This window comes from Pseudomonas sp. IT-P395 (assembly GCF_949767675.1).
GTDB lineage: Bacteria > Pseudomonadota > Gammaproteobacteria > Pseudomonadales > Pseudomonadaceae > Aquipseudomonas.
The window spans coordinates 25,245-45,088 of sequence record NZ_CATKPW010000014.1 but is presented as its reverse complement, the minus strand read 5'-3'; the positions used below and the strand labels follow the sequence as shown (position 1 = coordinate 45,088).

The following is a 19,844-nucleotide window of genomic DNA, read 5'->3' as shown; positions in this document are numbered from 1 at the left end:
GAAAAGATCGCAGCCTTCGGCAGCTCCTACACAGGTGTTCGCATAACCCTGTAGGAGCTGCCGCAGGCTGCGATCTTTTTGGGTCAGGCTGCGCTAATCTTCCCGGATTGGCCTTCGCGCTTAGGGATATCGACCATGCAATGGATGTTCATGTTGATCGGGCTGGTGCTCGGCTGGCTGCTCGACGAGTCGTTCAGTGATGCGCTGTTGGGCGCGTTGTTGGGGCTGGCAATCGGGCAGACGATCCGCATCGCGCGGCTTGGCTCGCAGGCGATGGAGCAGCAACGTCAACTTGAGCAGGCGAAGGTCGCTTTGCAGGGTGTCGAGCAACGTCTGTTTTTACTGGAAGGCGCGCCCATTCATGCCGCGCCGCCACCGAGTGCGGCGCCGGTTACCGAGCCCGTCGTAGAACCGGTCAAAGCCGCTGAAGCAGCCCCGGCCCCCGAACTGGTCTGGGAACTGCCGCCCGAACTCGAATCCATTCCCGCCGTCGCCAGCGAAACCAGTCAACCGCTGCCCGCTGATGTGTGGCGCCTCGACGCCGTCACGCCCGAGCCAGCAAAACCCGCCGAGCCCCGTGGCCCGAACCTGATCGAACGCGGCATCAATGCTGCGCGTAACTGGCTGTTCGGCGGCAACACCGTGCTGCGCGTTGGCGTGGTGTTGTTGTTCTTCGGTCTGGCGTTCCTGCTGCGCTACGCCACCGAAGGAATGGTCGTGCCGATTGAAGTGCGTTACGCCGGTGTCGCGGCGGCCGCGTTGGGCTTGCTCGCGCTGGGTTGGTGGCTGCGGCGGCGCAACAGCAATTACGCGTTGATGCTGCAAGGCACCGGGATCGCGGTGCTGTACCTGACGGTGTTTGCGGCGATGCGTCTGCACCCGTTGCTCGATCCGTCCGCCGCGTTGGGCTTGCTGGTGGCTGTGACGGTGTTCTCGGCGATTCTGGCGATCACCCAAGACTCGCTGGCGTTGGCCGCCGTCGCCGCATTGGGCGGATTCGCCGCACCGATCCTGACCTCGACCGGCGCCGGCAACCACGTCGCGCTGTTCAGTTATTTCGCGCTGCTCAACGCCGGCATTCTCGCCATCGCCTGGTTCAAGGCCTGGCGTCTGCTCAACCTGATCGGTTTCGTCGGCACCTTCGGCATCGGTTTCGCCTGGGGCTTGCGTTCGTATACGCCGGAGCTGTTGTGGAGCACCGAACCGTTCCTGATTCTGTTTTTCCTGATGTACCTCGCCATCGGCCTGCTGTTCGCCCGGCGCAAATTGCTCGACATGCCGGATGCGCCGGCGGCGGACGACCGCGAGGCGTTGCTGCACTGGTCTGCGCGCAAGGGCGATTACGTCGACGGCACGATGCTGTTCGGCCCGCCGATCATTGGCTTCGGTCTGCAGTTTGCGTTGGTGCAGCATCTGGAGTTCGCGGCGGCCTTCAGTGCATTGGCGCTGGGTATGATCTACATGGCGCTGGCCAAGGTATTGATGGGCGGACGCGCGGTGCTGCTGGGCGAAACCTGTCTGGCGCTCGGGGTGATTTTTGCCAGTCTGGCGATCCCGCTCGGACTGGATGCGCGTTGGACCTCGGCGGCGTGGGCGGTGGAAGGCGCGGGGATTTTCTGGCTCGGTTTGCGCCAGCATCGACCGTTCGCCCGCGCGTTTGCCTTGCTGCTGCAACTGGGTTCCGCGTTAGCCTTCCTCAGTCAGTTGCGGGTCGGCGAAAGCAGTCTGCTTGACGGTGCACCGTTGGGCGCGTTGATGCTTGGCATTGCCCTGCTGTTCAGCTTCTATCAATTGCGCAAGGCCTCGCCGCAACAGGCATCACTTTGGGAGCGTCAAGGCTTGCCGGTGTTGGCGTGCCTGGGCCTGACCTTCCTCTATCTGCTGGCGCCGCTGTTCTTCTTCGTTCAGGCCACGGCCATCAGTTGGGCGCTGGCCGGTCTGGTGACGTTGTTTGTCGGTCTGCGGATTCAATCGCGCACCTTCCTGTTCACCGCGTTTGCCGTGCAGTTGCTTGGCGGTGCGTTGTTCCTGTTGCGTCTGCAAGGCGCGGGCGAGGATTCGGCAGCGGTGTTCAGCGCCGGCTGGAGTGGCTTGCTCAGTGCTTCGCTGATCGGTCTGGCGTTGATCGCCGGCATGCTGTTGGCGGCCCGTGATGAAATGGTGCGCGGTGATGTACGTCTGCTGCGCGGATTGTCGGTGGTGCTGTTGGCTGGTCTGGTGCTGATCAATCTGGCGGTGCTGTTTGTCCTGCCATGGCAGACCGCGAGCGCGGTGTGGGCGGCCAGTGGTTTGCTGATTATCTGGTTGAGCCTGTACCTCAAGCAGCGCGTGAGTTTTGTTTTCGGTTTGTTGTTGCAAGTGATCGGTGGCGCGGCGTTTTTGCTGGCCGGTCCGGAATTGCTCGGGCCACTGTCCAGCGAAGGTTTGAAACCGCTGGCCCATGGCGGATTCTGGACGCCGCTGGTACTGGGGCTGGCGGCGATGATCGGTGCGTGGCGCCTGCAACTGGGCAATCACGCCTCGGCATTCGATGCGTTGAGTTTGCAGCGCTTGTCCGAAGTATTGCTGGTGTGGGGCGCGGGTTGGTGGGCGCTGGCGTGGGTTAGCGAGATGCTGCGTTTTGCTGCTCCGAATTTGCAAGGCACGTTGCTGCTGTTGGTAGCAGCCGTAAGCGTGGCGGTGTGGACTGTGTTGGCGCTACGTTTGAAATGGCCGGCGCTGGGCTTGCTCTGCACCTTGCTGATTCCGGCGGCAGGTCTGGTGTTGCTCGCTGCTTGGCATTCGCGTTATCACCCGGCGACGGATTTCGGCTGGCTGGCGTGGGCGGCGGTGTTCGCCGTGCACTTCTTCAGTCTGCGGCGCCTGGCGCCGATGTTGCCGGCGCGCGCCTTGAGTACGGCGCATGTATTGGGCTGTTGGTTGCTGATTGGCGTGCTGGCGCTGGAATTGCGTTACGGGCTACTGCTGTTGTCCGAGCAATACAACGCCTGGCGTTGGTTGGGTTGGGCGATTCTGCCGAGCGTTTATCTGCTGCTGGCAGCGGCCCCGCGCTCTTGGCCGTGGCCGGTCGCAGCGTTTGCCCGCGAGTACCGCTTGTACGCCGCCGCGCCGCTGGCGGTGCTGATGCTCGCGTGGTTTTGGTTGGCGAATGGCGTCAGCGATGGCAACGCCGAACCGTTGCCGTATGTGCCGCTGCTGAACCCGCTGGAGCTGGGTCTGTTGTTTGCTTTGTTCGGCGTTTATGTCTGGTCGCGCAGTGCAGTTTCGCAACTGTCGATTCGTCAGGACTACGCCGAATACGCGACGCAACTGATCGCCGGGGTATCGCTGTTCGCTTTCTGCACCGCGCTGGTCACCCGCGCGGCACACCATTGGGCGGGGATTCCGTTCGAGCTCGATCAACTGCTCGGCTCGATGCTGGTGCAGGCCGGATTGTCCATCGTCTGGACGTTGATGGCGCTCGGGCTGATGATCGGCGGGCATCTGCGTCATCGTCGCGAAGTGTGGTTGATCGGCGCGGCGCTGATTGCGCTGGTGGTGGCCAAACTGATTTTTGTCGAACTGAGCAACCGTGGCGGCCTTGCCCGGATCGTCTCGTTTATCGGCGTTGGCGTGTTGCTGTTGGTGGTCGGCTACTTCGCGCCACTGCCGCCCAAACGCGTCGACGCTGACCCGGCGGCGGACAAACCGGCCCCGAACACCGAAGGAGTTTCATCTTGAGTCGCATGCGAAATCTGGGTTGGTTGGCGTTGGGCGTGGTGATGGTGGCCGGTGCTCAGGAAAAACCGGCGGACTTCGCCACGCAGGTGCCGCTGTCTGTGAGCGGCAACGGCCCGTGGTATCGCCTCGACTTACCGTTGAGCGTGCAATTGCAGGCGCGCCAGACTGATCTCAGTGACTTGCGGGTATTCAACGCCGCTGGCGAAGCGCAGGCCTACGCCTTGGCGCGCGAGTCGGCGCAGACCCGCGATGACGGCCAGTTGCACGAGGTGAAATGGTTCCCGCTGTACAACGCCGCCGACGCCAGTGAGCGCGCGCCGAATGTGCGCGTGCAATCGACCACCAACGGCACGTTGGTCGAAGTGCAGCCATCCAGCCAGTTGGAGGCGGGTGAAGAAGTGCTGCGTGGCTGGCTGCTGGATGCCAGCGCGATCAAGGCGCCGTTGCAGCAATTGATCCTCGACTGGACCAGTGAGCGCGACGGCTTTCAGCGTTTCAGCATTGAGGCCAGCGATGATTTGCAGCACTGGCAGCCGTGGGGCGAAGGTCAGGTCGCACGACTGACTTTTTCCGATGAGCGCATCGAGCAGCACGAAGTGACGTTGCCGGGGCAATCGGCGCGTTATGTGCGGCTATTGTGGGAGTCGCCGAACTCGGCGCCGATTTTGACGGCGGCACAATTGAAAAGCAGTGATCCGCGCGATTTGCCGCTGCCGTTGGTCTGGTCGCAGGCATTGGCCGGCAGCAGCACCAAGGCCGGGGAATATACCTGGCAGTTGCCGATGGGGCTGAATGTCGAACGCGTGCAGGTTGAACTCAAACAACCGAACAGTCTTGCGCCGGTGATATTGGCGGGGCGACGTGAAAGCAGCCTGCCGTGGCAGGAACTGAGCAGCGGCTTGCTCTATCGCCTGAGCCAGAATAATCAGGATGTGGTGCAGAACGAGTTGCAGCTCTACGGGCAGACCGTGCAGCAGCTGAAGCTGACGGTGGATGAACGTGGCGGTGGTCTGGGCGCGCAGGCGCCGAGCGTGAAATACGCAGTGCGGGCGACGCAGGTGATTTTCCTTGCTCGCGGGGAGGGGCCGTACAGTCTGGCGCTGGGTAATCCGACGGTGAAAACGGCGAACTTGCCGTTGGCGACGCTGATTCCGGATTTCAAGCCGCAGAAGCTGGCGTCGTTGGGCAAGGCGTCGGTGCAGGGTGAAGCGGTTGGTACGCAGACATCGACGGCGACCACAGCGGCGGTGGCGGAGACCAATTGGAAGAAGATTGGGTTGTGGGCAGTGTTGTTGTTGAGTGTGGTGTTTTTGGGGGCTATGGCGTTTAGCTTGTTGCGCAAGCCTCCAACCAACACCTGAGAATGGCTGGCGCTGCGCGCCAATCGCTGGCAAGCCAGCTCCCACAGGTTATTTGGTGTACACAAAATAGATGAACGACCGAAGTCCTTGTGGGAGCTGGCTTGCCAGCGATGACGGCCGATCAATCAACAAAAATCCTCTAACCGCCGCTATCACTCAACCACCATCCGTCCCGAACCGGTCTACGCTAAACCCGCTACCTGAACTCTCCACCCACATTCACGTCTCATGCAGGCAATTACACCCCAACGCACGTTACCGGGCGTCTTCGCTCGCTACGTTTTCAGACTCCCTGTAAACTGCGCGGGTTTTTAGCCCCCCATTCCACCGGAGCCGTCCATGTCCCGCGTTACCCTGAGTCGCTATTTGATTGAGCAGACCCGCAGCAATAACACTCCTGCCGATCTGCGTTTCCTGATCGAAGTGGTGGCGCGTGCTTGCAAAGAAATCAGCCACGCCGTGTCCAAAGGCGCCCTGGGTGGTGTTCTGGGCAGCATGGGCACTGAAAACGTCCAAGGCGAAGTGCAGAAGAAACTCGACGTGATCTCCAACGAGATCCTGCTCGAAGCCAACGAATGGGGCGGTCACCTGGCCGGCATGGCGTCCGAAGAAATGGACAATGCCTACCAGATCCCGGGCAAATACCCGAAAGGCGCCTATCTGCTGGTATTCGACCCACTGGACGGTTCGTCGAACATCGACATCAACGCTCCGGTCGGCACCATCTTCTCGGTACTGCGTTGCCCGAACGAATACCTGAGCCAGAACGAGCCGCTGAACGAGAAAGCTTTCCTGCAGCCAGGCACTCAGCAAGTTGCCGCCGGTTACGCGATCTACGGCCCGCAAACCATGCTGGTACTGACCCTCGGTGACGGCGTCAAAGGTTTCACCCTGGACCGCGAAATGGGCAGCTTCGTGCTGACCCACGAAGACATCACCATTCCTGAATCGACCCAGGAATTCGCCATCAACATGTCCAACCAGCGTCACTGGGAAGCACCGGTACAACGCTACGTGGGCGAGCTGCTGGCCGGTGAAGAAGGTCCGCTGAAAAAGAACTACAACATGCGTTGGGTCGCGGCGATGGTTGCCGACGTACACCGCATCCTGACCCGTGGCGGTCTGTTCATGTACCCGCGCGACAGCCGTGAGCCGTCCAAGCCAGGCAAACTGCGTCTGATGTACGAAGCCAACCCGATGTCGTTCCTCGTTGAACAAGCGGGCGGCGCGTCCACCGACGGTCATCAGCGTATTCTCGACATCCAGCCTGAAGGCCTGCACCAGCGCGTAGCAGTCTTCCTCGGCTCGAAAGAAGAAGTCGCTCGCGCTACGGCTTACCACAAGGAATAAACCATGACTGCGCCCTGGCAGCCGTTGCTCGATTGGTGGTTCGGACATGCCGAATCACCGGACGAGATTTCGGCTGACAAGGGCAAGTTGTGGTTCGGCAAGCGAGACAGCCAAGACCTCGAAGCGCAGACGCGTTTCGGGGTCTTTGTCGATCAGGCCCTGGCCGGCGAATTGACCGAGTGGACGCAACGTCCCGAAGGTTGGCTGGCGCTGGTGCTGTTGCTCGATCAATTGCCGCGAATGATCTTTCGCGACACTCCCAAAGCGTTTTCCGGTGATCTGCGCGCGCAGAAACTCGTTGCCCAAGGCATTGCGGCGGATTTCGATCGGCAGTTGAAACCGATTCAGCGTGTATTCATTTATCTGGTGTTCGAACACTGCGAAAACCTCGCGGTGCAGAATGAGGCGGTTTCCAGATTTATCGAGCTGGTGGCTGAACAGCCGGGGTCGGAGCGGGCGGTGTTTGCGGATAATCTGGATTATGCCGAGCGGCATCAAAAGGTGATTGCGCGGTTTGGCCGGTTTCCGCATCGCAATGCGGTGTTGGGGCGGGAGTCAACGGCTGAAGAGTTGGTCTTTCTTTCCGAACCTGGGTCAAGGTTTTAAGGGCTTACCCTCACCCTAGCCCTCTCCCAGGGGGAGAGGGGACTGACCGAGGTGGATGTTGGAGGTACATCGACTTGAGAGACCTGAGTCGAACTCAGGTTTTGAAAGGCTTGAAGATCTGCTCCCTTTCCCCCCTCGCCCCCCTGGGGGCGGTCCGACGTTTCGGGAGGGCTGGGGTGAGGGGGTAAAGCCCTTGATCTTTAAATCCTGAAACTACCCACCAACTGCTTCAACCGCGCCGCCTGCTGCTCCAGATCCGAGCACGCCCGCAACGTTGCCTGCAAGTTCTCCACACCTTCCTGATTCAGCGTGTTGATCTCGTTGATATCGACGTTGATCGACTCGACCACAGCGGTCTGCTCTTCAGTCGCGGTGGCCACCGACTGGTTCATCCCGTCGATCTCACCAATACGCTGAGTCACGCTGCCCAACCGCTCACCGGCCTGGTTGGCGATGCCGACGCTGCTTTCACTCTCGCGCTGGCTCTCGGTCATGATGCTGACCGCCTGGCGCGCGCCGACTTGCAGCTCTTCGATCATCTTCTGCACTTGCTGCGCCGAATCCTGGGTGCGGTGCGCGAGGTTGCGCACTTCGTCGGCAACCACGGCGAAACCACGACCGGCTTCACCGGCACGCGCCGCTTCGATCGCGGCGTTGAGCGCGAGCAGGTTGGTCTGCTGGGAAATACTGGTGATCACTTCGAGAATCTGGCCGATGTTCACCGTGTTGCTGTTCAGGGTTTCGATGTTGCCGCACGAATCGCTGATCTTCGCCGACAGCTGCTGCATGGCGTGGATGGTTTTATCGACAACCTGCTGGCCGTCGACCGCGAGGCTGCGCGCATCGCTGGAGTGCTGCGAGGCGAGGGCGGCGTTCTGGGCGATTTCCTGCGCGGCGGCGCCGAGTTGGTTGATCGCCGCGGCCACGCTGTTGGTGCGCGAGGCTTGCTGATCGGAGTTGTACATCGACGAGTTCGACGCTGCGACCACGCGCAGGGCGACTTCGTTGACCTGGCCGGTGGCCGAGGACACTTCACGAATCGAAGTGTGAATGCGCTCAACAAAACGGTTGAATGAGGTGCCCAGTGCGCCGAACTCATCGTTGCCGTGGATCACCAGACGTTTGGTCAGGTCGCCTTCACCTTCGGCGATGTCGTGCATCGCGCGGCCCATGGTCAGCAGCGGTTGCATCAACACGCGAATGAGCATGCCGAGCAGGGCGATGATGATTACCACGGCAATAACCATGGCGATCAGCGCCGAGGTGCGGAATTCGCTGAGCATGGCGAACGCGGTGTCTTTATCGAGCACCAGCGCCACGTACCAGTCGGCCGACGGCACGCCGTTGACGCGGGTGAAGGAGATCAACTGCGTCTTGCCGTCGAACTCGACTTCTTTCAGGCCCGGGCTGACTTTTGGTGCGCCGTTCGGGTAGGCCTCGGCGAGGGTCTTGAGCACCAGTTTGCTGTCCGGGTGGATAAGGATCTTGCCATCGGCACTGACGATGAACGCGTGGCCGTGGCCACCGAAGTTCAGCGAGTTGATGATCGCGCTGACGCTGGTCAGGTCGATGTCGGCACCGGCGACGCCGAGCATCTGGCCCTGGCGCTGCACCGGGGTGGCGACAGTGATTACCAGTTTGCCCGAGGACGCGGCGATGTACGGTTCGGTGACGATGGTCTGTTGCGCGCTGTTGGCCGCTTTGTACCAGCCGCGTGCGCGTGGATCGTAATCCGGCGCGCGATTGCCGGCCGGCACCGAGAACATCACGCCGTCGGCGCCGCCAAAATAGCTGAGCTGGAAATTGCCGGTGTAGGCGGGCAGGTCGATGATGCGTTTCAGGCTGGCGGGGGCGTTGCCGTCGACAGCCACTTGCTGCGACAGCGATTGCAGCAATTGAATGCGGCTTTCCAGCCAGGTCTGGATGTTGCTGGTGGTCAGGCTGCCCAGTTCCTGCATCGAGGCTTCGGTGCTGCTGCCCAAGGCTTCGCGCTGTCGATAGTCGTTGAAGAAAATGAAACAGGCGAACGCAACGGCCACCACGAGGGCGGCAGCCAACAAGATCTTGTGGCTGAATTTCATGTTTCTGGTCATCGAATGAACTACCGCGAAGGGGCTGGTCAAGAAAGGGCGGCAATTTGCCACACTCGGGGGCTTTGCGCTGCTCTTATTTCGACCGCGACGCGCCAAAGATTAGGCGTCTTTGGCGAAAGGCGACGAAATGCTCAATAGCCCTACAAAGTGTCTGATTTATCGGCAAATGCCAGACAGGCGGGCTAATAAATAGCCGTCCGCCCACGGAACCAGATGAGGGTTTTCTCTTCTAAGCTTCTGGTTGGCACCATGCCATCCCCCCTCGTTCCAGGAGTTACACCATGTCGCTGCGATCTATCGCCCTTCTGACGTTTTGCGTGCTGTTGGCCGCATGCAGCAAGGTCAATCAGGAAAACTATTCGAAGCTTTCGGCCGGTATGGCCAAGGCCGAAGTCGAGACTCTGCTCGGCAAGCCCACCGATTGCTCGGGCGCGCTCGGCATGTCCAGTTGCACCTGGGGCGACAAGAACAGCTTTATCAGCGTGCAGTATGCCGGTGACAAAGTGCTGATGTTTTCCGGCCAAGGCCTGAAGTAAACCGGGGCTTCGCGCCCACGGAGAAGAAAAATGAAGCGGTTATTGCTGATCCTTTTTGCCGGCCTGGTACTGGCCGGCTGCGCCACTTCCGGCGTAGACCCGTTGGCGCCGAAAACCGTCAACAGCGTCAATCTCAAGCGTTATCAGGGCACCTGGTATGAGCTGGCGCGCTTGCCGATGTACTTCCAGCGCAATTGCGCGCAGTCCGAAGCCCATTACACCCTCAAGCCTGACGGCAATGTCGCGGTGCTCAATCGCTGCCTGACGCCGCAATGGCAGTGGGAAGAGGCCAAGGGCACGGCTTATCCACAGGTGCCGGGCAAGACCGATAAACTCTGGGTCGAATTCGATACCTGGTTCTCACGCCTGATTCCGGGTGTGGCAAAAGGCGAATACTGGGTGTTGTACGTCAGCGATGACTACAAGACCGCCATCGTCGGCGACCCGAGTCGCAAGTACATGTGGTTGCTGTCACGCACGCCGACCGTCAACGGTGTGGTGCGTGAAGAGCTGCTGAGCAAGGCGCGTCAGCAGGGTTATGACACGACGCGACTGATCTGGCGTGCGACTGATCGACAGATGGCCAAGACTTCAAACTAAAGAACACCGCCAACCCCCTGTAGGAGTGAGCCTGCTCGCGATAGCGGTTTGTCAGCCATAAATATGTGACTGATACACCGCTATCGCGAGCAGGCTCACTCCTACATTGGGTTATGTGTGTCAGCCTAAAAGGTCGCGCAGGACCTGGGTGAAGGCACGAGCACTGTCCTCTTCCCCTGCATGCCGACCATCACGCACTACCCACTGGCCGTTGACCAGCACATCGCGCACCTGCCGATCGCCGCCGGCAAACAACCAGCGATTCAAAATCCCGTCACCCGTGGCCGTCGCCAGATACGGATCGCTGCCATCGAGCACAATCCAGTCCGCACGCTTGCCCACCTCCAGCGCACCAACCGGCTGCCCCATCGCCTGCGCACCACCGTCCAGCGCCGCGTCATACAACGTACGTCCAACCATCGGCTGATCCGCGCCATACAAGCGATTACGCCGCTGATCACGCAGGCGCTGGCCGTATTCCAGCCAACGCAATTCCTCGACCACACTGAGCGAGACATGGCTGTCGGAACCGATACCCATGCGCCCACCCTGGGCGAGGAAATCCACCGCCGGGAAAATTCCGTCGCCGAGATTCGCTTCGGTGGTCAGGCACAGCCCGGCGATGGCGCGACTTTTGGCCATCAGCGTGACTTCTTCCGGGTTGGCGTGGGTGGCGTGCACCAGACACCAGCGTTGATCGACTTCGGTATTTTCGTAGAGCCATTGCAGCGGACGCCGACCGCTCCAACTCAAGCAGTCATCGACCTCTTTCTGCTGTTCGGCGATGTGAATGTGCACGGGGCATTGCTTGTCGCTGGCCGCCAAGACTTCGCTGATCTGCTGCGGGGTCACCGCGCGCAACGAGTGGAAGCACAGGCCCAACGACTGCGCCTTTTGCTGCGCCAGTAACGGCTGCAAACGCGATTGCAGATTCAGGTAATTTTCGGTGCTGTTGATGAAGCGGCGCTGGCCGTCATTCGGCGTCTGGCCGCCAAAACCGGAGTGGCTGTAGAGCACCGGCAACAGGGTCAGACCAATGCCGCTTTCGCTTGCGGCCTGACTGATGCGCAACGCCAATTCAGCCGGATCGGCATACGGCTGACCATTGCTGTCGTGGTGCACATAGTGAAATTCAGCGACCGAAGTGTAACCGGCCTTGAGCATTTCGATGTACAGCTGACGGGCAATCACGCCGAGCTGATCCGGGCTGATTTTTCCGACGAGCCGATACATCAGATCGCGCCAGGTCCAGAAACTGTCGTTCGGATTGCCGGCCACTTCAGCCAGACCTGCCATCGCTCGCTGGAAGGCATGGGAGTGCAAATTCGGCATGCCCGGCAGCAGCGGGCCGCTCAGCCGTTCAGCGCCATCTGCGGTGGAATCGGCCTGGATTCGGGTCAGCAAGCCCTCGGCGCTGACCTCAAGACGTACATTGTTGGCCCATCCGTTAGGCAGCAGCGCGCGTTCGGCAAAGAAGGCGGACATGGTTCAGCACCCCATCGTGTGTTATTTGTATATACATATACAGACGTTTGCCTGCCCGGTAAACTCCGGCAAGCTAGCCACTTTCATCCAATGAACAGGGATCAACCGTGCCGACTCCGCCTCCAGTCTCCCCGTTGGCCGCGAACATGGGCGACAGTCCGGCGCCCTTGTACGCCCGCGTCAAACAGATGATCACCCAGCAGATCGACAGCGGAAACTGGCCGCCGCACTACCGCGTGCCGTCCGAGAGCGAGCTGGTCAATCAACTCGGTTTCAGCCGCATGACCATCAACCGTGCCCTGCGCGAGATGACCGCCGACGGTCTGCTGGTGCGCATGCAAGGCGTCGGCACGTTTGTCGCTGAACCGAAGAGCCAGTCCGCGCTGTTCGAAGTGCACAACATCGCCGACGAAATTGCCTCCCGTGGCCATCGCCACACCTGCCAGGTGATCACCCTCGAAGAAGAGGCCGCCGGTTCCGAACGTGCGCTGGCACTGGACATGCGCGAAGGGCAGAAGGTGTTCCACTCGCTGATCGTGCATTACGAAAACGACATTCCGGTGCAAATCGAAGACCGTTTCGTCAACGCGCTGGTCGCTCCGGAATACCTCAAACAGGATTTCACTCTGCAAACGCCGTACGCCTATCTGAACCAGGTGGCGCCGCTGACCGAGGGCGAGCACGTGGTTGAAGCGATCCTCGCCGAATCCTCAGAGTGCAAGTTGCTGCAGATTGAAAAGGGTGAGCCGTGCTTGTTGATTCGTCGCCGCACGTGGTCGGGGCGTCAGCCGGTTACCGCTGCACGATTGATTCACCCGGGTTCCCGTCATCGTCTGGAAGGGCGGTTCCATAAATAGAGAGCATAAATGAATGGTTTGAGGGTTTTACGCGCCGAAGGCTACCCGCGCATGCCGTGGAAAAACGGCGGCGGCAGCACTGAAGAAATCACCCGTGACGCGGGTGCCGGGCTGGACGGTTTTGGCTGGCGTCTGTCGATTGCCGACATCGCCGAATCCGGTGGTTTTTCAACATTCGCCGGTTATCAGCGGGTGATCACCGTGTTGCAGGGTGACGGCATGACCTTGTGCGTTGACGGCGACGATACGCGGCCGCTGTTACCGCTCGACCCGTTTGCCTTTAGCGGTGAAAGCCAGGTGTTGTGCACGCTGCTCGGCGGTGCGATTCGCGATTTCAACCTGATCTATATGCCGCAGCGTTACAGCGCGCGGTTGCAGTGGCTGGACGGTGAGCAGCGTTTCTTCAGCTCGGCGGGGACGGTGTTGGTGTTCAGTGTCAGTGAGTTGCTGGAAGTCCGGATCGGTGACAGTGTTTCGCAGTTGGGGCGACATGATTGCCTGCAACTGGACGGCAACAGCGGTCTGGCCGAAGTCTCCACCAATGCGGGTTGCTGCGTCATTGAACTGACTGGACGCTGATTCAGAAATCTTAAAAGATCGCAGCCTTCGGCAGCTCCTACAGGGTGTACATCAAACCCAGTGTAGGAGCTGCCGAAGGCTGCGATCTTTTGCTTTTGGGGTGTTCCCAACCCACGCACCAACTTGTTACCGAACGCCCCAGCGTGGCGCAAAACCACGCTCATGTAACAAAGCCCGCGCCTCCCTAAATCATCCCCAGGAAAAATTTCATCCACGCCTGAACCCTTGATTCAGGCGCTCTCCAGCCTTTCCGGCGATTTTTCTTGAACGACCCTCCAACAAGTTGGCCGCTTGATTGCATATGCTTGTATGTACAAGTAAAGACGTATGCGTATGAGTCGCTCGAGACTCTCCGCAGCGTCCACTGATTCGCTTGTCGCGCATCGAAGCGCACAGGCTGCTTGCCCACTGCCAGGGTTGGTTTGAATTGATCGCTGAGGAGTCTTTTTCGTGACTGACAATAAGCCTACAAAGTTTCGCAACGTTGAGATCCGCGCCGCCCGCGGCAACAAGCTGACCGCCAAGAGCTGGCTGACCGAAGCGCCGCTGCGCATGCTGATGAACAATCTCGACCCGGAAGTTGCCGAGAACCCGAAAGAGCTGGTGGTCTACGGTGGTATCGGTCGCGCCGCGCGTAACTGGGAGTGCTACGACAAGATCGTCGAGAGCCTGACCAACCTGAACGACGACGAGACCCTGCTGGTGCAATCGGGCAAGCCGGTCGGCGTGTTCAAGACTCACAGCAACGCCCCGCGTGTGTTGATCGCCAACTCCAACCTCGTGCCGCACTGGGCCAGTTGGGAACACTTCAACGAACTCGACGCCAAAGGCCTGGCCATGTACGGCCAGATGACCGCCGGCAGCTGGATCTACATCGGCAGCCAGGGCATCGTCCAAGGCACCTACGAAACCTTCGTTGAGGCCGGTCGCCAGCACTACAACGACAACCTCACCGGCAAGTGGGTTCTCACCGCTGGCCTCGGTGGCATGGGCGGCGCACAACCTCTGGCGGCAACTTTGGCCGGCGCGTGCTCGCTGAACATCGAATGCCAGCAGGTCAGCATCGATTTCCGTCTGAAAAGCCGTTACGTCGACGAGCAAGCCACAGACCTCGACGACGCTCTGGCGCGCATCGATAAATACGCCAAGGAAGGCAAAGCGATCTCCATCGCCCTGTTGGGTAACGCCGCAGAAATTCTCCCGGAACTGGTAAAGCGCGGCGTGCGCCCGGACATGGTCACCGACCAGACCAGTGCCCACGATCCGCTCAACGGTTACCTGCCTGCCGGCTGGACCTGGGACGAGTACCGCGCCCGCGCCAAGACCGAACCGGCCGCGGTGATCAAAGCCGCCAAGCAGTCGATGGCTGTGCACGTCAAAGCCATGCTGGAATTCCAGAAGCAAGGCATCCCGACCTTCGACTACGGCAACAACATCCGTCAGATGGCACAGGAAGAAGGCGTCGAAAACGCGTTCGATTTCCCGGGCTTCGTACCGGCCTACATCCGTCCGCTGTTTTGCCGTGGCATCGGCCCGTTCCGCTGGGCGGCACTGTCGGGTGATCCGCAAGACATCTACAAAACCGACGCCAAGGTCAAAGAGCTGATCCCGGATGACGCGCACCTGCACAACTGGCTGGACATGGCCCGCGAGCGCATCAGCTTCCAGGGTCTGCCGGCACGTATCTGCTGGGTCGGCCTGGGCCTGCGCGCCAAGCTCGGTCTGGCCTTCAACGAAATGGTCCGCAGCGGCGAGTTGTCGGCGCCAATCGTGATCGGTCGCGACCACCTTGACTCCGGCTCGGTCGCTAGCCCGAACCGTGAAACCGAATCGATGCAGGACGGTTCCGACGCCGTGTCCGACTGGCCATTGCTCAACGCATTGCTCAACACTGCGAGCGGGGCGACCTGGGTTTCCCTGCACCACGGCGGCGGCGTCGGCATGGGCTTCTCGCAGCACTCGGGCATGGTGATTGTCTGCGACGGTACTGACGAAGCGGCCGAGCGCATCGCGCGCGTGCTGCACAACGACCCGGCCACCGGCGTCATGCGTCACGCCGATGCCGGTTACCAGATCGCCATCGACTGCGCCAAAGAACAGGGCCTGAACCTGCCGATGATTACCGGCAAATAAATGCAAAACCCCTGTAGGAGCTGCCGCAGGCTGCGATCTTTTGATGTTGGTTTTTCAAGATCAAAAGATCGCAGCCTGCGGCAGCTCCTACAGAGAATCTAACAATCCACAGAGGTTGAATCATGGCTGTCAACACCGATCGTGCAGGCAACAAACCGTTGATCGAAAGGCGTTCGATCGACTACATCCCGGAAGCGGAAAGACACGGTCGTCTGTTTAGCCAGTTCACCCTGTGGATGGGCGCCAACCTGCAAATCACCGCGATTGTCACCGGGGCCTTGGCCGTGGTGCTCGGCGGTGATGTGTTCTGGTCGTTGATCGGTCTGTTGATCGGTCAATTGCTGGGCGGTGGAGTGATGGCGCTGCATGCCGCGCAAGGCCCGAAGCTGGGCCTGCCACAGATGATCTCCAGCCGCGTGCAGTTTGGCGTTTACGGCGCGGCGATCCCGATCGTGCTGGTGTGCCTGATGTACCTGGGTTTCACCGCGACGGGCACTGTGCTTTCCGGCCAGGCGCTGGGGCAGTTGTTTAACGTCAGCGACAGTGTCGGCATCCTGATTTTTGCCAGCGTCATCGTGCTGGTGACGGTGCTCGGTTATCGGGTGATCCACTGGATCGGCCGTGTTGCCAGCGTCATTGGCGTGATCGCTTTCGTGTTCCTGTTCTGGCGTTTGATGAGCCAGACCGATGTCGGCGCACTTCTGCAAATCCGTCACTTCAGCTGGAGCAGCTTCCTCCTCGCGGTGTCGCTCGCGGCCTCCTGGCAGATCGCATTCGGCCCGTACGTGGCTGACTATTCCCGTTACCTGCCGAGCAATACCTCGGCGGTCAAAACATTCTTCGCCGCCGGTGCCGGCTCTGTGGTTGGCGCACAAGTGGCGATGATCCTCGGCGTGTTCGCCGCGGCTTCCTCCAACGGTCAGTTCGCCGGTCATGAAGTCGCCTACATCGTCGGTCTGGGCGGCACCGGTGCCACCGCGGCGCTGCTGTACTTCAGCATCGCGTTCGGCAAGGTGACCATCTCGACGCTGAACTCCTACGGCAGCTTCATGTGCATCGCGACCATCATCAGTGGTTTCAAAGGCCATCTGACGGTGACCCGGATGCAGCGGCTGGTGTTTGTGCTGGTGATCGTCGGCGCCGCTACTCTGATCGCGCTGCTCGGTCAGCACTCGTTCCTCGGTGCGTTCAAGTCTTTCATCCTGTTCCTGCTCGCCTTCTTCACCCCGTGGAGCGCGATCAACCTGGTCGACTACTACTGCATCACCCGTGAGCGCTACGACGTGCCGGCGCTGGCCGACCCGAATGGCCGCTACGGTCGCTGGAACCTGCTCGGCATCAGCGTCTATGTGTTCGGTGTGCTGGTGCAGTTGCCGTTCATCTCCACCAAGTTCTATACCGGTCCGCTGGTGGCCGCCCTCGGTGACGTCGATATCTCCTGGATCATCGGCCTGGTGCTGCCGGCCGTCGTCTACTACGTGTGCGCAAAAAAATGGCACAGCGCAGTGCCCGATCAACTGATTCTGCCGGTCGAGCAGAACAGCGTTGTACAACCTAAAACAAGCGGGGCCGGTCGCGCTGCGGCGCAGGCCTGATTTGGACGTGGACAGGGCTGGATGCCTCTTGACTGCCGTAAGCCAATTCATGATTAGGAGCGTCACAACAATGAAATCGAACAAGACCCTGCTGACCACATTGCTGTCCATGGGCCTGCTGGCCAGTGCCGGTGCGTCCCAAGCCGCGGGCTGGTGCGAATCGGGCAAACCGGTGAAGTTCGCCGGGCTGAACTGGGAAAGCGGCATGCTGCTGACCGACGTCCTGCAAGTGGTGCTGGAGAAAGGTTACGACTGCAAGACCGACAGCCTCCCGGGCAACTCCATCACCATGGAAAACGCCCTGAGCAGCAACGATATTCAAGTGTTCGCCGAAGAATGGGTCGGCCGCAGCGAGGTCTGGAACAAGGCCGAGAAGGCCGGCAAGGTCGTCGGTGTCGGCGCTCCGGTAGTGGGCGCGGTGGAAGGCTGGTACGTGCCGCGTTACGTGATCGAAGGCGACGCCAAGCGCAAGCTTGAGCCGAAAGCTTCAGACCTGAAAAACATCGCTGACCTGGGCAAATACGCCGCCGTGTTCAAGGACGCTGAAGAGCCGTCCAAGGGCCGTTTCTACAACTGCCCGGCCGGCTGGACCTGCGAACTCGACAACAGCGAAATGCTGAAAAGCTACGGCCTAGAAAGCAGCTACACCAACTTCCGCCCGGGCACCGGTCCTGCGCTGGATGCAGCAGTGCTGTCGAGCTACAAGCGTGGCGAGCCGATCCTGTTTTACTACTGGTCGCCAACCCCGCTGATGGGCCAGGTGGATCTGGTCAAACTGGAAGAAAAACCGGGCGTCGACAAGACCGTGAGCATCAAGGTCGGCCTGTCGAAAACCTTCCACGACGAGGCCCCGGAACTGGTCGCCGTGCTGGAAAAGGTCAACCTGCCGATCGACCTGCTGAACCAGAACCTGGGCCGTATGGCCAAGGAGCGTATCGAGTCGCCGAAACTGGCGAAAATCTTCCTCAAGGAACATCCTGAGGTCTGGCATGCGTGGGTGAGTGCAGACGCAGCCAAGAAAATCGACGCGGCGCTGTAGGTCGATACCTCCCGGTCAACCGTGAGGCTGGCCGGGGGATATGCCGTAAACGCTTGATTGAGATTTCTGATTGAGAGCCGCTTATGTTTCCCGAAAGCTTTACCTTTTCCATCGCCGACTGGGTCAACGGTTGGGTCGATTCGCTGGTCACCAACTACGGTGATGTGTTCCGCCACATCTCCGACACACTGCTCTGGGCCATCGTCAACCTCGAAGGCTTGCTGCGCGCAGCGCCGTGGTGGTTGATGCTGGCGATCGTTGGTGTGGTCGCTTGGCATGCCACGCGTAAAGTCGTGACCACAGCAGTCATCGTCGGTCTGCTGTTCCTCGTCGGCGCCGTTGGCTTGTGGGACAAGCTCATGCAGACCCTGGCGTTGATGATGGTCGCGACGATCATTTCGGTGCTGATCGGCATTCCGCTGGGGATTCTTTCGGCGCGCAGCAATCGCTTGCGTTCGGTGCTGATGCCGCTGCTCGACATCATGCAAACCATGCCGAGTTTCGTGTACCTGATCCCGGTGCTGATGCTGTTCGGTCTGGGCAAGGTCCCGGCGATTTTCGCCACGGTGATCTACGCCGCACCGCCGCTGATTCGCCTGACTGATCTGGGCATTCGCCAGGTCGACGGCGAAGTGATGGAAGCGATCAACGCCTTCGGTGCCAACCGCTGGCAGCAGCTGTTCGGCGTGCAACTGCCGCTGGCGCTGCCAAGCATCATGGCCGGGATCAACCAGACCACCATGATGGCCCTGTCGATGGTGGTGATCGCCTCGATGATCGGTGCCCGTGGCCTGGGTGAAGATGTGCTGGTGGGGATTCAGACCCTCAACGTCGGACGCGGCCTCGAAGCCGGTCTGGCGATCGTGATTCTCGCAGTGGTCATCGACCGCATTACTCAGGCGTACGGTCGGCCACGGCATGAGGTGAGCAAATGAGCAACGCAACCGTGAGCAAGATCGAAGTCAAAAACGTCTTCAAGATTTTCGGCAACCGCGCCAAGGATGCGCTGGCCATGGTCGGCCAGGGCAAGACCAAGGATCAGGTGCTGAGTGAAACCGGTTGCGTGGTCGGCGTTAACGACCTGTCGCTGAGCATCGGCACTGGCGAGATCTTTGTGATCATGGGCCTGTCCGGTTCCGGAAAATCGACACTGGTGCGCCACTTCAACCGGTTGATCGACCCGACCAGCGGCGCGATCCTCGTCGATGGCGTCGACATCCTGCAATACGACATGGATGCCCTGCGCGAATTTCGTCGACACAAGATCAGCATGGTGTTCCAGAGCTTCGGCCTGCTGCCGCACAAGACCGTGCTCGATAACGTCGCCTACGGCCTGAAAGTGCGTGGCGAGAGCAAGCAAATGTGCTCGGAACGCGCGCTGCACTGGATCAACACGGTCGGCCTCAAAGGCTACGAAAACAAATACCCGCACCAGCTCTCCGGCGGCATGCGCCAGCGTGTCGGCCTGGCCCGCGCCTTGGCGGCGGACACCGACATCATCCTCATGGACGAAGCGTTCAGTGCGCTGGATCCGCTGATCCGCGCCGAGATGCAGGACCAGTTGCTGGAGCTGCAAAAGACCCTGCACAAGACCATCGTCTTCATCACCCATGACCTCGACGAGGCGGTGCGTATCGGCAACCGCATTGCGATTCTCAAGGATGGTCGCCTGATTCAGGTCGGTACGCCGCGCGAGATTCTGCATTCGCCGGCGGATGAGTATGTTGACCGGTTCGTGCAGCGGCGGGCGGCAGTGGTTTGATCTGAATTATGCAGTGCACTGACTGGCCCTATCGCTGGCAAGCCAGCTCCCACAGGGGTTGTGTGAACAATGAGGGCTCGCAGGCCCAGTTCCTACAGAGATTGTGTGAACACTGGAGATCCTGTGGG

15 protein-coding genes and 1 pseudogene are annotated in these 19,844 nt (G+C 60.4%); 13 read left to right on the top strand and 3 right to left on the bottom strand.

The window, feature by feature from the left end; translation table 11 throughout:
* Nucleotides 1-135: 135 nt before the first annotated feature.
* The 4 genes from ACM6IN_RS13195 (at nucleotide 136) to ACM6IN_RS13180 (ending at nucleotide 7,037) form a co-directional block, all read left to right on the top strand.
* A complete protein-coding gene (locus ACM6IN_RS13195) occupies nucleotides 136-3,720 on the top strand; it encodes a DUF2339 domain-containing protein (RefSeq protein ID WP_414916173.1) in 3,585 nt (1,194 codons plus the stop codon).
* A complete protein-coding gene (locus ACM6IN_RS13190) occupies nucleotides 3,717-5,081 on the top strand; it encodes a DUF3999 domain-containing protein (RefSeq protein ID WP_007909264.1) in 1,365 nt (454 codons plus the stop codon). The genes ACM6IN_RS13195 and ACM6IN_RS13190 overlap by 4 nt, the downstream gene beginning before the upstream one ends.
* A gap of 339 nt (nucleotides 5,082-5,420) precedes the next feature.
* Nucleotides 5,421-6,431: a class 1 fructose-bisphosphatase gene (locus ACM6IN_RS13185; protein WP_007909265.1), complete on the top strand. Its 1,011-nt coding sequence runs from the start codon at nucleotides 5,421-5,423 to the stop codon at nucleotides 6,429-6,431.
* A gap of 3 nt (nucleotides 6,432-6,434) precedes the next feature.
* Complete coding sequence (locus tag ACM6IN_RS13180) at nucleotides 6,435-7,037, top strand: DUF924 family protein (protein ID WP_414916172.1); 603 nt, start codon at nucleotides 6,435-6,437, stop codon at nucleotides 7,035-7,037.
* 200 nt (nucleotides 7,038-7,237) lie between these two features.
* Here ACM6IN_RS13180 and ACM6IN_RS13175 read toward each other — a convergent pair whose 3' ends face one another.
* Entirely contained in the window at nucleotides 7,238-8,002 is a 765-nt protein-coding gene (locus ACM6IN_RS13175; RefSeq protein WP_371260421.1) for a methyl-accepting chemotaxis protein, read from the bottom strand.
* Nucleotides 8,003-8,095: 93 nt separating this feature from the next.
* Nucleotides 8,096-9,118 (bottom strand): annotated as a pseudogene (locus ACM6IN_RS13170) (cache domain-containing protein); the annotation flags it as partial.
* Between the two features lie 293 nt (nucleotides 9,119-9,411).
* Here ACM6IN_RS13170 and ACM6IN_RS13165 point away from each other — a divergent pair.
* Together ACM6IN_RS13165 and ACM6IN_RS13160 are read left to right on the top strand one after the other, a co-directional pair.
* Nucleotides 9,412-9,666: a hypothetical protein gene (locus tag ACM6IN_RS13165; protein ID WP_003220802.1), complete on the top strand. Its 255-nt coding sequence runs from the start codon at nucleotides 9,412-9,414 to the stop codon at nucleotides 9,664-9,666.
* A 30-nt stretch (nucleotides 9,667-9,696) separates the two neighbouring features.
* Nucleotides 9,697-10,266 (top strand): lipocalin family protein, encoded by a 570-nt coding sequence (locus ACM6IN_RS13160; protein WP_095113972.1) that lies wholly within the window; start codon nucleotides 9,697-9,699, stop codon nucleotides 10,264-10,266.
* 120 nt (nucleotides 10,267-10,386) lie between these two features.
* Here the strand turns inward: ACM6IN_RS13160 and ACM6IN_RS13155 are convergent, their stop codons facing one another.
* Nucleotides 10,387-11,751 carry a formimidoylglutamate deiminase gene (locus ACM6IN_RS13155; protein ID WP_095113973.1) on the bottom strand — a complete coding sequence of 455 codons (1,365 nt, stop codon included), beginning with the start codon at nucleotides 11,749-11,751 and terminating at the stop codon, nucleotides 10,387-10,389.
* Nucleotides 11,752-11,897: 146 nt separating this feature from the next.
* Here ACM6IN_RS13155 and hutC point away from each other — a divergent pair, with 146 nt between their 5' ends.
* The 7 genes from hutC to ACM6IN_RS13120 all read left to right on the top strand — a co-directional run bounded on the left by hutC (nucleotide 11,898) and on the right by ACM6IN_RS13120 (nucleotide 19,716).
* Nucleotides 11,898-12,608 carry a histidine utilization repressor gene (hutC, locus tag ACM6IN_RS13150; RefSeq protein ID WP_162130175.1) on the top strand — a complete coding sequence of 237 codons (711 nt, stop codon included), beginning with the start codon at nucleotides 11,898-11,900 and terminating at the stop codon, nucleotides 12,606-12,608.
* 9 nt (nucleotides 12,609-12,617) lie between these two features.
* Entirely contained in the window at nucleotides 12,618-13,187 is a 570-nt protein-coding gene (locus tag ACM6IN_RS13145; protein WP_414916171.1) for a HutD family protein, read from the top strand.
* Between the two features lie 450 nt (nucleotides 13,188-13,637).
* Complete coding sequence (hutU, locus tag ACM6IN_RS13140) at nucleotides 13,638-15,320, top strand: urocanate hydratase (protein ID WP_414916170.1); 1,683 nt, start codon at nucleotides 13,638-13,640, stop codon at nucleotides 15,318-15,320.
* 122 nt (nucleotides 15,321-15,442) lie between these two features.
* Nucleotides 15,443-16,915 (top strand): purine-cytosine permease family protein, encoded by a 1,473-nt coding sequence (locus ACM6IN_RS13135; RefSeq protein WP_095113976.1) that lies wholly within the window; start codon nucleotides 15,443-15,445, stop codon nucleotides 16,913-16,915.
* A gap of 70 nt (nucleotides 16,916-16,985) precedes the next feature.
* On the top strand, nucleotides 16,986-17,954 hold the full coding sequence (locus ACM6IN_RS13130) for an ABC transporter substrate-binding protein (protein WP_414916169.1): 969 nt from the start codon (nucleotides 16,986-16,988) through the stop codon (nucleotides 17,952-17,954).
* An 83-nt stretch (nucleotides 17,955-18,037) separates the two neighbouring features.
* On the top strand, nucleotides 18,038-18,889 hold the full coding sequence (locus ACM6IN_RS13125; RefSeq protein WP_007949591.1) for an ABC transporter permease: 852 nt from the start codon (nucleotides 18,038-18,040) through the stop codon (nucleotides 18,887-18,889).
* Nucleotides 18,886-19,716 (top strand): quaternary amine ABC transporter ATP-binding protein, encoded by an 831-nt coding sequence (locus ACM6IN_RS13120; RefSeq protein ID WP_007909304.1) that lies wholly within the window; start codon nucleotides 18,886-18,888, stop codon nucleotides 19,714-19,716. Before ACM6IN_RS13125 ends, ACM6IN_RS13120 begins: the two co-directional genes overlap by 4 nt.
* The last annotated feature ends 128 nt before the right edge of the window (nucleotides 19,717-19,844 follow it).

Excerpts from the sequence above, each read along its gene's own strand:
- ACM6IN_RS13185 (WP_007909265.1), top strand. The coding sequence starts at position 5,421 with ATGTCCCGCGTTACCCTGAGTCGCTATTTGATTGAGCAGACCCGCAGC.
- ACM6IN_RS13155 (WP_095113973.1), bottom strand. The coding sequence starts at position 11,751 with ATGTCCGCCTTCTTTGCCGAACGCGCGCTGCTGCCTAACGGATGGGCC.
- ACM6IN_RS13125 (WP_007949591.1), top strand. The coding sequence starts at position 18,038 with ATGTTTCCCGAAAGCTTTACCTTTTCCATCGCCGACTGGGTCAACGGT.
- ACM6IN_RS13160 (WP_095113972.1), top strand. The coding sequence starts at position 9,697 with ATGAAGCGGTTATTGCTGATCCTTTTTGCCGGCCTGGTACTGGCCGGC.
- ACM6IN_RS13195 (WP_414916173.1), top strand. The coding sequence starts at position 136 with ATGCAATGGATGTTCATGTTGATCGGGCTGGTGCTCGGCTGGCTGCTC.
- ACM6IN_RS13165 (WP_003220802.1), top strand. The coding sequence starts at position 9,412 with ATGTCGCTGCGATCTATCGCCCTTCTGACGTTTTGCGTGCTGTTGGCC.
- hutC (WP_162130175.1), top strand. The coding sequence starts at position 11,898 with ATGGGCGACAGTCCGGCGCCCTTGTACGCCCGCGTCAAACAGATGATC.
- ACM6IN_RS13120 (WP_007909304.1), top strand. The coding sequence starts at position 18,886 with ATGAGCAACGCAACCGTGAGCAAGATCGAAGTCAAAAACGTCTTCAAG.
- ACM6IN_RS13130 (WP_414916169.1), top strand. The coding sequence starts at position 16,986 with ATGAAATCGAACAAGACCCTGCTGACCACATTGCTGTCCATGGGCCTG.
- ACM6IN_RS13135 (WP_095113976.1), top strand. The coding sequence starts at position 15,443 with ATGGCTGTCAACACCGATCGTGCAGGCAACAAACCGTTGATCGAAAGG.
- ACM6IN_RS13180 (WP_414916172.1), top strand. The coding sequence starts at position 6,435 with ATGACTGCGCCCTGGCAGCCGTTGCTCGATTGGTGGTTCGGACATGCC.
- ACM6IN_RS13175 (WP_371260421.1), bottom strand. The coding sequence starts at position 8,002 with ATGTACAACTCCGATCAGCAAGCCTCGCGCACCAACAGCGTGGCCGCG.
- ACM6IN_RS13145 (WP_414916171.1), top strand. The coding sequence starts at position 12,618 with ATGAATGGTTTGAGGGTTTTACGCGCCGAAGGCTACCCGCGCATGCCG.